A 14,332-nucleotide genomic window follows, 5' to 3' on the forward strand; every position below is an offset into this window, starting at 1 on the left:
GGCTGCTGGACTCCGCCGCCCCGGCCGGCCTGGAGCTGTCCGACGAGGAGGCCCAGGCGCTGCTGGGCGACGCGGCGGAAAGCCTTGCCGCCGCCGGGGTCGCCGTGCACTGGCCCAAGGAACTGGTTCGCGAGCTGACCGCCTCCGGCGTCCTGGAACCCGTACGCCGCCGGGGGACGCAGTCCTCGGCCGAGTCCTTCCTGTCCTCCGGCGGCCTGGTGGACTTCCGCTGGCGGGTCGCCCTCGGGGACCGCGAACTCACCGAGGAGGAGCTGGAACGGCTGGTCCAGGCGCACCGGCCGATCGTGCGACTGCGCGACCAGTGGGTGGTCGTGGACCCGGAGCTGGTCCGCCGACTGCGACGGGCCGCGCGGTCCAGGACGGCGACGTTCACCACGATCGACGCTCTGGGCGCCGCGCTGACCGGCAGCGTCGAGGTGGACGGCGAACAGGTGGCGGTCACCGCCGGCGGCGTACTGGAGGAACTGCGCTCCCGGATCACCGACCCCGAGGCGCGCGCCGCGCGCGAGCCCCAGGGGCCGCCGGAAGCCCTTGCCGCGACCCTGCGCGACTACCAGCTGCGCGGCCTGAACTGGCTGCACCGGATGACCTCGCTCGGCCTGGGCGGCTGTCTCGCCGACGACATGGGCCTGGGCAAGACCGTCACCCTGATCGCACTCCACCTGCGCCGCCAGGAGCGGGAAGCCACCGCCGGCCCCACCCTGGTGGTCTGCCCCGCCTCGCTGCTCGGCAACTGGGAGCGCGAGATCCAGCGCTTCGCACCGGCCACCCCGGTGCGCCGCTTCCACGGCCCCGGCCGCGACCTGTCCGGCCTCGGCGGCGGAGGCGGGGGCGGCTTCGTCCTGACCACCTACGGCACCATGCGGCGCGACGCCGAACGACTCGGGGAGCAGCCCTGGGGACTGCTCGTCGCCGACGAGGCCCAGCACGTCAAGAACCCGCACGCGCTCACCGCCCAGGCGCTCCGCCGGATCCCCTCGCGGGGGCGGGTCGCACTGACCGGCACCCCGGTCGAGAACAACCTGTCCGAACTGTGGTCGCTGCTCGACTGGACCACCCCCGGCCTGCTCGGCACGCTCACCTCCTTCCGTGACCGCTACGCCACGGCTGTCGAGGGCGACCGCGACGAACAGGCCGCCCTGCGGCTGTCCGCGCTGATCCGCCCCTTCCTGCTGCGCCGGCGCAAGTCCGATCCCGGCATCGCTCCCGAACTACCGCCCAAGACCGAGACCGACCAGCCGGTGTCGCTGACGAAGGAACAGGTCTCGCTGTACGAGGCGCTGGTACGCGAACTCATGGCCGAGATCGAGGAGAGGCAGGGCATCGCCAGGCGCGGCCTGGTGATGAAGCTGCTCACCGGCCTGAAGCAGGTCTGCAACCACCCCGCGCAGTTCCTGAAGGAACCCGCGGGCGCGAAGCTCCCCGGCCGCTCGGGGAAACTGGAACTCCTGGACGAACTCCTGGACACCGTCCTGGCCGAGGACGGATCGGCCCTGGTCTTCACCCAGTACGTGGCCATGGGCACCCTGATCGAGCGCCACCTCGCCGACCGGGGCGTGGACACCCTGTTCCTGCACGGAGGCACCACGGTCAAACGGCGGGAGGAGATGGTCGACGCCTTCCAGAGCGGGGAGAAGAAGGTGTTCCTGCTGTCCCTGAAGGCCGCCGGGACCGGTCTGAACCTGACCCGGGCAGGACACGTCGTCCACTACGACCGCTGGTGGAACCCGGCCGTGGAGGACCAGGCCACCGACCGCGCCTACCGGATCGGACAGACCCAGCCGGTCCAGGTGCACAAGCTGATCGCCGAGGGCACCGTGGAGGACCGGGTCGCCGAGATGCTCCGTCAGAAGAGGGAACTGGCCGACTCGGTGCTGGGCTCGGGCGAGGCGGCGTTCAGCGAACTGAGCGACGGCGAACTGGCCGAGCTGGTCACACTGCGAAGGACGGGACGATGACCGGGCGCAGCCGACCAGGCAAGTCGGCCGCCCGCGTCTTCGAGGCACTCCCTCCTGCCAAGGGCAGTCGCGCACCCTTCGCCGAATCCTGGTGGGGCCGCGAATGGCTGCGGGCCCTGGAGGAGTCCTCCCTGGACTCCGGCCGCCTGCAACGTGGCCGGACCTACGCGCGCGGCGGCGCGGTCGGCCAGGTCACCGTCTCTCCCGGCTCGGCAGCCGCCCCGGTACAGGGCAGCCGCCGCACCCCGTACCGCTCCAAGGTCACGGTCGAGCAGCTGACCGACCAGCAGTGGGACCAGCTGCTCGACATGATCGCCGAGCGGGCCGCCAACATCGCCGCACTGCTGGACGGCGAGATGCCCGCCGGGCTCGCCGACGACGCCGCAGCCGCCGGCGTCCCGCTGCTGCCCGGCCCCCGGGACCTCGACCCCGCGTGCAGCTGCCCCGACTGGGGCTACCCCTGCAAACACGCCGCCGCCCTCTGCTACCAGGTCGCCCGGCTCCTGGACAGCGACCCCTTCGTGCTGCTGCTCCTGCGGGGCCGCGGCGAGCGGGAGCTGATGGACGAGCTCGGCCGCCGCAACACCGCCCGCGGCGCCGCCGAAGCCGCAGCGTACGCGGCAACCGCAGGCACGGACCCGGCGGCACCCCCGGCCAGGCCCGGCGATCCCGCCGGGCCCGCCTTCGTCTCCCGCACAGCGCTGCCGCCCCTGCCCAACTCGCCGCCGCTGCCCGAACGGTCCGGCCGCGGCCCCGCGCTGGTGGACTCGGCCGTCCCGGAGCCCGGTCTGGACCCGGCCGCGCTCGAACTGCTCGCCGCCGACGCCGCGACGCGTGCCCACCACCTGCTCGCCGCGGCCCTCGGCGCACGGCACGCCGACACCGCCCCACCCGCCCCGCTCACCGAATGGCAGGACGCCGTCCGCCTCACCGCCACTCACCCCGCCCTGGACGTCTTCGCCAGGATCGCTTCGAACTGCGGCCGCACTCCCGGCGAACTCGCAGCCGCCACCCGCGCGTGGCGGCACGGCGGCGTGGCATCCCTGGAAACCCTGGAAAGCCCCTGGAACCCGCCCGCCTCCCGCCTGGAGCGCGACCGCGAGGCGCTGCGAGCGGACTGGGCCGACGGCAGACCACCCCGGCTCCGCTCCTGGCGCAACCGCTGGACCGTCGAGGGCGGCGACGCCCAACTACGCCTGGGCCGGGACGGACTGTGGTACCCGTACACCAAGGACCAGGGCACCTGGTGGCCGGCGGGACCGCCTGACGCCGATCCCGCCGTCGTCCTGACCGCGCTCCTCGAAACATGATGCTCGGGGTGCCCCGCGATCCACCGATTCCGTCCCCGGCCGCACGGTTCGTTCGGTTGCGCGGCGGAGATGCCCGGATCCGGTCGGCGTCCCGACCGGCGACGGCGGACTCCGGTGAGCCCGGTGCGCCGCATACGAATGGGTGTGTGAACGAGGCGTCGGCTGGGTGACGGCCGCGCCCGACCTGGTGGCGGCGGTCCGCTCGGCGAAGCAGTTCCTGACGTACGTGGCCTCGGGGCCCTTCCAGTACGCGGTCGCCGAGGCGCTGGCGCTGCCCGACACGTACTTCGAGGCGTTCCGCGCGGACATGCGGGCCAAGCGGGATCTGCTCGGCGCGGGGCTCGCGGGAACTCCAGAGGTACTGCACGGATGGGAGCTGAGCCCTCGCCTTCGACGCGAAGGGCTGGGCTTCGGTTTTCGTCCCAGGCGGCGGCAAGCCGGTCCGGACCGGGGAAGACGTCCCCGATGCGGTGGACCGTCCACCCGCAGGCTCTCAGCCCCTCGGCGACACGACGCCCGAGATTCCGGTCGAGGAAGAACTCAGGCGACAAGGTGCACCACTGCCTGGCAGAGCGCGTCCACCTGCTCAGGCGTCATGTCGTAGTCGTACGCGATGTCCTCGGCGGACTCGCCGGCCTCCCACAGGTCGGTGATGGCCTGGACCGTGACGCGGTTGGCGGCCACAACGGGGAGACCGTGGCCGAACCTCGGATCGATCACGACGGGGACGGAGTCCGGGTACTGCCTCAGCCGCAGGCTGGAGGGGAAGTCGTCGCCCGGCTCCCAGGTGAGGTAGCGGAGATGGTCGGAGACCACTTCCTGGATGGGGCCTGGCCGTCGCGGGCTCTGCGGAGATCCCCCCAACCGTGCTCGACGAAGATGTCCACGCCGTCCGTGGCAATCCGCTTGGACACGAGTCCGTACGGGGTGTCGAAGGCGTCCCGGACAGCGGCAGCCGCCTCCCTGATCTCGCTCATGCGGAGCCCCAGGGAACGCAGAGAACGAAGGGCGTGCGCCTCGGCCACCGCGATGAACGGCACCGAGGGCTGCCCCTTCCGCACCGGCTCCACCTGATGGACCAGGGGGGCTCCGGCGGCCTTGCTCTTCAACCAAGAAATGAGAGTCGACTGCGGAATCTCAAGGTAGGAGGCCGTTTCCGTGGGCGTCAGAAGCCCGTCCTGGAACCTGTCGACCATGCCCCACCTCCTCTTTGTGCTGAGTTTCGCATCGTCGCACATCAACACTTCCACCTGCGGGTGGACCGCACACCGAGCCACCGGCTCAGCCGGTCGCACGGAGATGGTCCCCGGATCGGCAGTCCCGGCAGCGGCCGGGTTGCGCCGAACGGAAGCCCCGGTCGCAGCCGTCGCAGTTGCGCATGGGCACGACCGCCGGACGTACTGCGGGTTCTGCGCCTCTGGCCGGTGCGGGCAGGGGAGTCTCCTTGAGCCGGTAGGCGAGGATGCCGGCCGGGCGGATCAGGAGGCCGGCCGGGAGCCCTGCGGTGAGGTGGTCCGTGACCTGTGTGGGCAGGAGGCCTGCCGCGAGCCATTGGGAGACGGCCGGTGCGAGCCGTACGGCTTCCCGCGTGGACAGGACAAGACGGGGGTCGACCCGGCGCAGGCCGGCGAGTACGGCGATGGCCTGCGGGTCGGCGTCGGCGAGCGGGATCGGTGTCTCCGCCTCGGCCCGTACGGGCGCGGCCACCGTTTCCTCCACGGCCGCGGACGCGAGCGTGACCGTCGCGGGGGCGGGCCACTTTCGGGGGCGGCGGGGCCTGGGCGGCTCGGGAGGGCCGCCCGGGTCCGGGTTCGGATCCAGGTCCGGATCGCCGCCGGGGACGTCGTAGAAGTACGTTCGGGTACGGACCTGCCCGGTCGGCGTTCGCTCGCGGCGGCGCTCCAGGTATCCGGCCGCTTCCAGCTCCCTGAGCGCCCGCGAGATGAGGATCTCGCCCTCGGTGAAGTGCTCACACAGGGCGGCGATGGTCACGGGGGTGCCGGTGGGCAGGGAGAGGATGTACACCGCGACGCCGATCGTGACCGCGCTGCCGCGCCGTTGTGCGAGGGCGTTGGAGACCACGGTGAAGTCGGCCGTGAGGCGGGTGCGTACGTGGATCACGCCGGAGGTGGGAGCTCCGGCGTCGGCGCGCAGGCGCGCGTTAGACTGCGGGTCAGCCATCGGGAAGGTGCTACTTCCTGGTTGGTCAGGCCCTCGTTCGGGATTGCAGTCCCGGCCGGGGGCCGTATCTGTTTGCGGTTGTCGCGGCGAACGTAACCGTCCGTATCCCGCCCCTGCAAGCCGGTCACTCGGACGGGTGACGCGGGCTTCCCAGCCAGGGAGGGTGGGCGGGTGGGTAGTTCTTTCCCTCGGTTCTTTGGGGAGGTCAGTGGCCCGCCGGACCCTCGCGGACAAGGGCCCGGTGAGCCCGGAACACGGGCGGCGGCCGGGGCCCGGCCGCCTCAGGGACGGTGGATGCTGTGGCGAATCCGGTGGGCGGCCGACAAATGGTGCGAGAGTCCCAGCGACACGCCGCGCGTATGGCGTGTCGCTGGGACTGAGCGCACAATCGGCTCTCGCCGCGCGGAAGTTCGTCAACAGCATCCCTCAGGGACGGCGGTGCCCGGCCTTCAACTCGCCTATGAAGGCGGCCCAGGCGGCGGTTTCGAAGCACAACGCCGGACCGTGCGGGACCTTGCTGTCACGGACGGGGACGACGGTCCCTCGGAACCGGTCGGCCACCTCCACGCAGTTGCCGCCTTCCTGATTGCTGTAGCTGCTCTTGCGCCACGCGGCGCCGTTCAGATCGGGACGGGACCTTCGCTCCACGGTGGTTGTCCTCCATCACGGATCGGATCATGTCGAGCGACATGAACGGGGGCAGAGCTGCCGCCCGCAGCCGATCGTAAGTCAGCGCGAATCTCCTGACTTCGTCCGGATCCTCGATGAGTTGGCCGTAGTGCGCGCCTTCCGTGTAGGCGATCTCCGAGCCGTCCGGCATGGTGAGAACCGTGAGCGAGCCGCCCATGACGTCGTGCTCTCCCTGGTCGAACGGCAGTACCTGCACGGTGATGTGAGGTTCCACTGTGGTCCTGAGCAGTCGCGCAAACTGCTCACGCATCACCGCCTGGCCACCGACGGGACGCCTGAGCACCGCCTCATCGAGGACCACCCACAGCTCGGGACGATCGGGCGTACCGAGACGCTCCTGTCGTCCCACGCGGAAGGCGACCCGCTCTTCCAACTGCTCCTCGCTGCCGAGCGTTCGACCGACACTCAGCACCGCCCGCGCCGAGTAGTCCATGAACTTCCGCGACCAGTCCGGAAACGCCTCCCGGTACACGTACGGCCACAACTCGACCAGCAGGTCGTCCGCGCCGAGGGCCGCGTCCAGCGCACGCGTCAGTTCCAGCGTGGGCTTCGCTCCGGACGCCCGCTCGATCTGCGTGATCCGCGTGCTCACGACGTGTGTCCGGTCGCCGAGTTCGGCCTGGATCAGTCCGGCCGCCGTACGGAGTCTGCGCACCCGCGAACCGAACAGCGCCGCCATCGACGCACTGTGGTCAATTCCGTTGGCCAAAGCGTCACTTCCGTTCCTTACGGCCTGAAAAGTAAGGCTGTGTCACCTGTCGAGCGTAGGGCGATCGGACGACTCTTGAGCACGGAACGTGACGAAACGTGTACGTCACGGGATGTCGCCCAGCTCGACAGACAAGGACGGACAGCCGTGCTGACAGGAACGACCACCCCGGGAGACGAGCCACGGCGGAGTGCCGCGCCCTTTGCGGCGGAAACCGTCGCGCTCGCCGACATGGCGCGCGAACTCCCCGCATTCGCCGAGCAGTTCGTCTCCTCGCCCCGAGGTGTGCGGCTCGCGCGGCGTCTCGCCGTCCGGCGTATGGAGGAGTGGGGCCACCCGCCCGGGTCGGACGCGTCGTGCACGGTCGCCCTCGTCGTCGGCGAACTCGCCGCGAACGCCGTGCAGCACGGCAGGGTCCCCGGACGCGACTTCGGCCTCCGGCTCGTCCTCGACGCGGCTGCGGGCCTGGTGCGTATCGAGGTCGCGGACGCCGCTTCCGCGAAGCGGCCGCCCACGGCCCCGCCCTCGTCGTACCCCGAGGGCGAGTCGGGCCGAGGGCTGCTCCTGGTGGACGTCCTGGCCGTGCGCTGGGGGTCCGAGCCTCGTCGACTCGTGGGCAAGACCGTATGGGCGGAGGTGCCCATCGAGGCATCAACTATCCTCTAGGTACCGGGATTTGCGAGATCACGGCCCACTGCCGACCAGGCACCGCCACGTCCGCGGGCACGGCCGCACCGGGAGCTCTTCGTCAACGGACGTCCGCCTCGGGCTCCGGGCGCGGGAGCTCGTCGAGGTCGAGGGTGAAGGTGCGGCCGTCGGCCAGGGGGATGGGGAGCTTGCCCGTGCCGTACTTGTGCGTGTGTGCCGCGATGTAACCGGTGGCGGTCGGCTGGGTGTGGAGGACGACTTCCTGGGCGTAGGGGTCCACGACCAGGTAGACGGGGATGCCGTAGCGGCCGTACTTCGCGGTGCAGTCGTCGTAGTCCTTGCGTGCGGAGGAGGTCGAGACGACCTCGGAGATCAGCAGGACGTCTTCGAAGCTGTAGCGCTTGCCCTCCCGGCGGGCATCCTCGCGAAGGATCGCCAGATCGGGGGCGGAGTTCTCGTCGGCGGGGAAGTCGATGTAGACGTCGGAGGTGACCTTCGAGTGACGGCCGAGGGCGAGAGCGGAGTCGATCTGCATCGACCTGATGGTGCTGGAGTGCTCTTCGCTCCGCGGAGTCATGAGCACCTTTCCGTCGGTCCCGAACAGGACCGTGTACCCCTTGGGGAACTCGGTGTGCACGATCGCGTCGACGCTCATGGACGGCTCCTTCCCGGGTGTGGTCAGGGTACGACGGACAATGCCGCGGCCCCTTCCCGATCTGGTGGCGGCGGTGCGCTCGGCCAAGGAGTTCCTGACATACGTGGTGTCGGGGCCGTTCCGGTACGCGGTCGCCGAGGCGCCGGCGCTGCCCGGCACGTACTTCGAGGCGTTCCGCGCGGACATGCTGGCCGAGCGGGATCTGCTCGGCGCTGTCATGGAGGGTTCCCAGGGCTTTCACGGCGGCTCGCCGGAACGGCGGAGAAGTAGGGAAAGCGGAGAAGCGGGGGAATTCGTACTAGCCCAGCCGCGCGTTGCTGGTAAATCGTAGGAATTGCCAGCAATCTTCGGGTGTGACCCAAGTAAGTACCCGCGCACCCGCACCCGCACCCCCGCCCCCCGCCGTCACAGAGTCCGCCACCGAGGGCCGTGCCCGTCCGCGTCCGTCCCCGGCGGCGGCGATGGGTGCCGCCCTCGGGCTGTTCGCCGCCGCCCGGCTGCTGGGCGCCGCGGCCGTGGCCATGACCGCCTGGGCGACCGGCGGGCACCCGGTGCTCCTGCTCGGCCGGTCCTGGGACTCCATCTGGTATCTGCGGATCGCCGGGGACGGCTACGGGCGCAGCCTGCACTTCCGCCCCACCGTCGTCCACAGCGACCTGGCGTTCTTCCCGCTCTACCCCGGACTGCTGCGGGCCGTCACCGAGCTGACCCCGCTCAGCGGCCCCGGCGCCGGCCTGCTGATCTCATGGACGGCCGCCGCGGTCGCCGCCTGCGGGATCTACGCGATCGGGGCCCGGCTGCACGACCGCGCCGTCGCCACCGCCCTGGTCCTCCTGTGGGGCCTGCTGCCGCACTCCGTCGTGCTCTCGATGGCGTACACGGAACCGGTCCTCACCGCCTTCGCCGCCTGGTCGCTGTACGCCGTCCTCACCGGCCGCTGGGTGTGGGCGGGAGCCCTCGCGGCCTGCGCGGGGCTGGCCCGGCCGAACGGCTTCGCGGTGGCGGCTGCCGTGCTCGCGGCGGCGGCGTACGAGGTCTTCAGGCGGCGCGGAAAGGTTTCCCACAGGCTGTGGACGGGCGCGGCGCTCGCACCCCTCGGGTGGGCGGGGTTCTTCCTGTGGGTGGGGCGGCGCAAGGGCGATCTGCTCGGCGGGTACTTCGAGGTGCAGCGGCTGTGGGGCTCACGCTTCGACTTCGGCCTCGGCGCGCTGCGCTTCGTCAAGCATCTGCTGCTGCAGGGCGACCGGCTGGTCTTCCCCATGTCGATGGTGATCGTGGCGGCGGGCCTGCTGCTGTACGGGCTGCTGATCGCCGACCGCGCGCCCCTGCCGCTGCTGGTCTACGCGGGCGCGCTGCTGCTCGTCGCGGTGGGCGGCGCCGGCTTCTTCGAGTGCAAGCCGCGGTTCCTGCTGCCCGCGTTCCCGCTGCTGCTGCCGCTGGCCTGCGCGCTCGTACGGACGGCGAGAGCCCGGCCGTGGCACGCGACCCTGGTGGTCGGCGCCCTGGCCGGGCTCTCGTTCGCGTACGGGGCGTACCTCGTCGTGCTCGCCCACAAGCCGCTGTGAGCCGCCGCGGGGCCGTGGCCCGCGGGGCTCGCGCCAGAGTGAGTCCTACTCGTCCTCTTCGGGCTTGTCGGCCTCGTCGATCTCCTGCTCCAGGCCGAGCTGCTCGACGAGCCACTTGTCGAACTCGATGGCGGCCCGCACCCAGCTGACCGTGGACGACACGAAGTGCTCCAGGCTGACGCCCGTGCCGATGAGCATCTGCGCCTCGCCGATCAGGCGGACGGTGCCGTCGTCGTGCGTGTGGCTGTAGACCTTCGGCCACAGAGTGCGCCGGTTCCAGTCGTCGATCGACTCAAGGAGCTGGGGCTTCTCGTCGATCTGGTGCGGCCGGTCGTAGAACGTCCGCACCGAGAAGACCTGCTGGTCACCTTCACCGCGGAACATGAAATACGTGCGGAACTGCTCCCACGGCGCCGCGAGGTCACCCTCGTCGTCGACGACATACTTCAGCTCCATTTGGTCCAGGAGCTGCTTCACAAGGTCCTGATCAGGGACGACGGGGCCCGCCGGTCCGCCGGGGTTCGGCTCGGGCTGGCCCCCGAAGTTCGGAATCGAGGACGGGTCGATAGACATTCGGTGGGTACTCCTGAGGATTGCACGTGGTTACCTGACTTCGACCCTAGCCGTGATCGGCGTTCAGTAGTCCTTTGGCCCCAGGAGAATCGGACAGAGCCCCGGGACAAGCCCCGTAAGGGGCGCGCGGAGCTGCGCGCTCAGCCCAGACGGACCCGCAGCCGATACATCACGCGCAGACCCCACCCACTCAGGGGCGCGGGGCTGTGACATTCGCGGCTCCGCCGCGTGGGCGCGACAAGCCCCCACTCACCCGCACCCGAAAACGCGACCGGAAAAGACAGAACCACCCCGTTCACGGCCCGTACGCGCCCTGGCCAAAGTATGCGTTCAAGCCCGAGTTTCCACACGTGTGGGTGACAGGACGCAGTTGTTCGGTGACGTACCGTTCGCTGGGTGATCGAGCCGCACGCCACCGCCCAGCCCGGCACGGCCACGGCCCACGCCCAGCCCGGCACGGACCGGCCGGGCACGGCCAAGGCCCCGCCGCCCCGGAGCGGCCAGGGCCCGGCGCGTCTGCCGGTCAGCACGGCCACCGGCCGGTTCCTCGTCCTCGCCGGCGTCTTCATCTGCGCGGCCTGCGGACTCGTGTACGAACTCGAACTCGTCGCCCTCGCCTCGTACTTGATCGGCGACTCGGTCACCCAGGCCTCCGTCGTCCTGTCCGTGATGGTCTTCGCGATGGGCCTCGGCTCGCTCGTCGCGAAGCGCCTGCGCTGCCGCGCCGCGGCCGGTTTCGGCGCCGTCGAGGCCCTGCTCGCGCTCGTCGGCGGCTGCAGCGCCATGGCCCTGTACGCCGTCTTCGCCTGGACCGGCGACTGGGGCGGCGCCTGGCAGGGCGGCTCCAGTTACGTCCTCGTCGCCTTCTCTCTGGCCATCGGACTGCTCATCGGCGCCGAGGTCCCCCTGCTGATGGAGCTGATCCAGCGCATCCGCAGACAGGACGCGGGCGGCGCGGTCGCGGACCTGTTCGCCGCGGACTACGTGGGCGCGCTGGTCGGCGGGCTCGCCTTCCCCTTCCTTCTGCTGCCCCTGCTGGGCCAGTTGACCGCGACGCTGGTCACCGGAACCGTCAACGCGATCGCGGGCGGCGCCCTCGTCCTCGGCCTGTTCCGGCAGGACCTGAGCCGGCGCGCCCGCTGGCTGCTGGTCGTCGCCAACCTCGTCGTGCTCGCACTGCTCGCCTCGGCCGCCGTCCTGGTGGACGACTTCGAGCGGGCCGCGCGGCACGCGGTGTACGGCAACGACGTACGCGTGGCGATGCACACCGGCGTGCAGGAGGTCGTCCTCACCGGCGGCACGGACGGCCGTCCGCTCGACCTCTACCTCGACGGCCGCCTGCGGGTCAGCGGCAGCGACGAACGCCGCTACCACGAGGCCCTCGTCCACCCCGCGATGAACGGCCCGCACGCGCGCGTGCTCGTCCTCGGCGGCGGCGACGGGCTCGCCGTGCGCGAGGTGCTGCGGCAAAGCGGCGTACGGCGCGTCGACGTCGTCGAACTCGACACGCGGCTCGTGGAATTGGCCCGCACCGATCGGGCGCTGTCCGAGTTGAACGGACACGTCTACGGGGACCCGAGGGTGCGGGTGGTCGCCGCGGACGCGTTCGGCTGGCTGCGCCGGGCCCCGCGGGGCGCGTACGACGTCGTGGTCTCCGATCTGCCCGACCCAGGGATCACGTCCAGTACGAAGCTGTACTCGCAGGAGTTCTACGGGCTCGCGCGGGGCGTGCTCGCGGGCGGCGGGCGGCTCGCCGTGCACGCGGGGCCCGTGGAGTCGCGGCCGCGGGCCTTCTGGACGGTCGACGCGACGCTACGGGCGGCCGGCCTGCGGACAGTCCCGTACGCCGTGGCCGGGCGCGACTCGAAGGCGGCGAGCCGGTCCCGGGCGCCGCACGACTGGGGGTTCGTCCTCGCGTCCCGAGCCCGGCCGCAGCTGCGTACGCCGCCGGGCACACCGTACGTACCGTCCCTGCGGGCGGGCGTGCGGGCGGCGGAACGCACCCGGCTCACCGGCCTCCCGCCGTCCACGCTGGTGCATCCGAGGTACGCGGACTGACTCCGACCGAGTCGCTCTGCCGGCGGATCCGGGGGAATCCCCTCATACAGAGGTGCGGTACGGGCGGTGCTGGGTAGGCTCGGCCGACATGGAGCATGAGGTGTTCGTTCCGGTTCCCGTCGAGTCGCTGCGCGAGGCTCTCGCCGATCCCGCGCGGGTGGCCCGGGCCGTGCCCGGGCTCCAGCAGGACGCGGGGACACCGCCCGTCTCCGGCCGTCTGAAGGTACGCGTCGGCGGGCACGCCATCACGTATCGCGGGGCGCTCACCGTCACCCCGCAGGACGACGGCACGTACGCCGTCGAGGCCGACGCCACGGAGGTCCGCGGCAGCGGCACGGTGAAGCTCGCCCTCACGTTGTCGCTGCGCTCGCGCGAGGGCGACCCGAGTGGCTCGACCGTCACCTTCACCGGCACGGCGTCGGCCGACGGCCGCGTCACGGAACTCCCGGCGGACGCGGTGACCTCGGCGACGACCCGCCTGCTGAGCCGCTTCGCGGAGGGGCTGGCCGCGGCGGCCTCCGGCGGTGAGGCGAGGACGACGGAAGCAGCCCCCGAGCCCGAGGCGTCCGCCCCCGCGTCCGAGGCGGCGGCCTCGGAGCCCCCGTCGGCCGAGGAGCCCTCGCCCGCCGAGCAGACCCCTGACGCCGAGGAGTCGCCCTCTCTCGAACCGTTCGCCGAGGAGGACTTCGAGGGCGGTTTCGAGGGCGACGCGGTCCCGGAGTCGGACGCTCCCGCCGAGGCGGCGCACGCCCGGCGCACGATGATCGGCCGCAGCGCGGAGGAGGTGGACCACGCGCCTCCGCGGGGTCGGTACGCCCCCGTGCCTGCCCCCGAGGCGACGGGCCCCAGCGCGGCCCTCCGCTGGGCGGCCCCCGCGGCGGCCCTCCTCCTGGCCTCGGCGGTAGTACTGGGCAGAGCCCTCCGCAAACGCCGGTAGACATCTCGGGTGCGGGCCCGCTTTGAGGGGCGCGGGGAACTGCGCGCTCAGCCCAGACGAACTCGCACCCGACACCGAACCCCCACCCACTCAGGGGCGCGGGGCTGTGACATTTGCGGCTCCGCCGCGTGGGCGCGACCCGCCCCCACCAACCCGCAGCCAAGCCACGACCCAAGTCCCCCAACCCAGCGGAGCGCTAGGGTTCCTGCGTGAGTAACGAAGACATCACGCTGACCGCGGCCGACGCGGAGGTGACCGTCCAGCCCGGCAACGGCGGACGAATCGGCGGACTGAAGGTCGACGGAGTCGAACTGCTCCGCCAGGGCAAGAAGTTCGGCTGCTTCCCGATGGTCCCCTGGTGCGGCCGCACCAGGGACGGCCGCTTCCTGAACGGCGCCACCCCCCACCAGCTTCCCCTCAACTCCCCACCCCACGCCATCCACGGCACCGCCCGGGACGCCGCCTGGCACACGGCCCGCAGGAGCGAGAACGAGGCCGTCATCACGTACGACCTCGTCGAGCCGTGGCCGTACACCGGCCGTGTCACCCAGGTCGTCGCCCTGACCGCGGACACCCTGACGCTGACCATGTCGGTGGAGACGTACGACGACTCCTTCCCGGCGCAGATCGGCTGGCACCCCTGGTTCAACCGCAACCTCGGCGGCGGCGAGGACGTGAAGGTCGACTTCACCGCCGCCTGGCAGGAGGAGCGCGGCGACGACCACCTGCCCACCGGCCGCCGTATCGACCCGAAGCCCGGCCCCTGGGACGACTGCTTCGGGATGCCGGACGGAGTCGACGTCACCCTCACCTGGCCCGGGCAGCTGGAGCTGAACGTCGCGAGCCGCGAGCAGTGGGTCGTCGTGTACGACGAGCAGGAGGCCGCCGTCTGCGTGGAGCCGCAGACCGGGCCGCCCAACGGGCTCAACACCCTGCCCCGCCTGGTCACCCCCATCGATCCCCTCGAAGCCACCACCACCTGGACCTGGCGGCACCTCTGACCGGACGACCGGACAGGGCGAGGGAC

Annotated in this window: 14 protein-coding genes and 3 pseudogenes; 9 read left to right on the forward strand and 8 right to left on the reverse strand. The window is 71.6% G+C overall.

The features are described from left to right. The 3 genes and pseudogenes from O3Q52_RS13545 to O3Q52_RS13555 all read left to right on the forward strand — a co-directional run. A partial coding sequence (locus tag O3Q52_RS13545; RefSeq protein ID WP_269649022.1) for a DEAD/DEAH box helicase occupies positions 1–1,979 on the forward strand: 1,979 nt, incomplete at its 5' end. Next, positions 1,976–3,289, forward strand: a complete 1,314-nt coding sequence (locus tag O3Q52_RS13550) for an SWIM zinc finger family protein (protein ID WP_269649023.1) — start codon at positions 1,976–1,978, stop codon at positions 3,287–3,289. The genes O3Q52_RS13545 and O3Q52_RS13550, both read left to right, overlap by 4 nt. 157 nt (positions 3,290–3,446) lie before the next feature. Next, positions 3,447–3,635 (forward strand): annotated as a pseudogene (locus O3Q52_RS13555) (aminotransferase); the annotation flags it as partial. A 142-nt stretch (positions 3,636–3,777) separates the two neighbouring features. On the opposite strand, the pseudogene O3Q52_RS54140 reads toward O3Q52_RS13555, so the two are convergent. The 6 genes and pseudogenes from O3Q52_RS54140 to O3Q52_RS13575 form a co-directional block, all read right to left on the reverse strand. Next, a pseudogene (locus O3Q52_RS54140) lies at positions 3,778–3,840 on the reverse strand (toxin-antitoxin system, toxin component, PIN family protein); the annotation flags it as partial. After that, a complete protein-coding gene (locus O3Q52_RS13560; protein WP_269649024.1) occupies positions 3,830–4,105 on the reverse strand; it encodes a DUF433 domain-containing protein in 276 nt (91 codons plus the stop codon). The pseudogene O3Q52_RS54140 and the gene O3Q52_RS13560, both read right to left, overlap by 11 nt. Further along, the gene (locus O3Q52_RS54145) at positions 4,036–4,527 is read right to left on the reverse strand and encodes a hypothetical protein (RefSeq protein ID WP_332112903.1); all 492 of its coding nucleotides are present in this window, start codon (positions 4,525–4,527) and stop codon (positions 4,036–4,038) included. Before O3Q52_RS54145 ends, O3Q52_RS13560 begins: the two co-directional genes overlap by 70 nt. Before the next feature lie 43 nt (positions 4,528–4,570). Next, positions 4,571–5,470, reverse strand: coding sequence for a hypothetical protein (locus tag O3Q52_RS13565; protein ID WP_269649026.1), 900 nt, complete (start codon positions 5,468–5,470; stop codon positions 4,571–4,573). A 426-nt stretch (positions 5,471–5,896) separates the two neighbouring features. Then, complete coding sequence (locus O3Q52_RS13570; RefSeq protein WP_269649027.1) at positions 5,897–6,037, reverse strand: DUF397 domain-containing protein; 141 nt, start codon at positions 6,035–6,037, stop codon at positions 5,897–5,899. Beyond that, positions 5,991–6,839, reverse strand: coding sequence for a helix-turn-helix transcriptional regulator (locus tag O3Q52_RS13575; RefSeq protein ID WP_269649028.1), 849 nt, complete (start codon positions 6,837–6,839; stop codon positions 5,991–5,993). Before O3Q52_RS13575 ends, O3Q52_RS13570 begins: the two co-directional genes overlap by 47 nt. A 177-nt stretch (positions 6,840–7,016) precedes the next feature. Between O3Q52_RS13575 and O3Q52_RS13580 the strand changes: the two genes are divergently transcribed. Continuing rightward, the gene (locus tag O3Q52_RS13580) at positions 7,017–7,535 is read left to right on the forward strand and encodes an ATP-binding protein (RefSeq protein WP_269649029.1); all 519 of its coding nucleotides are present in this window, start codon (positions 7,017–7,019) and stop codon (positions 7,533–7,535) included. An 82-nt stretch (positions 7,536–7,617) separates the two neighbouring features. Here O3Q52_RS13580 and O3Q52_RS13585 read toward each other — a convergent pair whose 3' ends face one another. Further along, entirely contained in the window at positions 7,618–8,172 is a 555-nt protein-coding gene (locus O3Q52_RS13585; RefSeq protein ID WP_269649030.1) for a Uma2 family endonuclease, read from the reverse strand. A 55-nt stretch (positions 8,173–8,227) separates the two neighbouring features. Here O3Q52_RS13585 and O3Q52_RS13590 point away from each other — a divergent pair. Both O3Q52_RS13590 and O3Q52_RS13595 read left to right on the forward strand, forming a co-directional pair. Continuing rightward, a pseudogene (locus O3Q52_RS13590) lies at positions 8,228–8,386 on the forward strand (aminotransferase); the annotation flags it as partial. Positions 8,387–8,633: 247 nt separating this feature from the next. Next, complete coding sequence (locus O3Q52_RS13595; protein ID WP_269649047.1) at positions 8,634–9,737, forward strand: hypothetical protein; 1,104 nt, start codon at positions 8,634–8,636, stop codon at positions 9,735–9,737. 45 nt (positions 9,738–9,782) lie between these two features. On the opposite strand, the gene O3Q52_RS13600 is transcribed toward O3Q52_RS13595, so the two are convergent. Next, positions 9,783–10,310 carry a YbjN domain-containing protein gene (locus O3Q52_RS13600; RefSeq protein WP_143640163.1) on the reverse strand — a complete coding sequence of 176 codons (528 nt, stop codon included), beginning with the start codon at positions 10,308–10,310 and terminating at the stop codon, positions 9,783–9,785. 516 nt (positions 10,311–10,826) lie between these two features. Here O3Q52_RS13600 and O3Q52_RS13605 point away from each other — a divergent pair. From O3Q52_RS13605 to O3Q52_RS13615, 3 genes are all read left to right on the forward strand, one after another. Continuing rightward, positions 10,827–12,368, forward strand: a complete 1,542-nt coding sequence (locus O3Q52_RS13605; protein WP_269649048.1) for a polyamine aminopropyltransferase — start codon at positions 10,827–10,829, stop codon at positions 12,366–12,368. An 88-nt stretch (positions 12,369–12,456) separates the two neighbouring features. Further along, positions 12,457–13,305 carry an SRPBCC domain-containing protein gene (locus tag O3Q52_RS13610; protein ID WP_269649031.1) on the forward strand — a complete coding sequence of 283 codons (849 nt, stop codon included), beginning with the start codon at positions 12,457–12,459 and terminating at the stop codon, positions 13,303–13,305. A 209-nt stretch (positions 13,306–13,514) separates the two neighbouring features. Next, a complete protein-coding gene (locus tag O3Q52_RS13615; protein ID WP_269649032.1) occupies positions 13,515–14,306 on the forward strand; it encodes an aldose 1-epimerase in 792 nt (263 codons plus the stop codon). Positions 14,307–14,332 lie beyond the last annotated feature (26 nt).

It is taken from the genome of Streptomyces sp. ActVer (assembly GCF_027270795.1).
GTDB classification, from domain to species: Bacteria; Actinomycetota; Actinomycetes; order Streptomycetales; family Streptomycetaceae; genus Streptomyces; species Streptomyces umbrinus_A.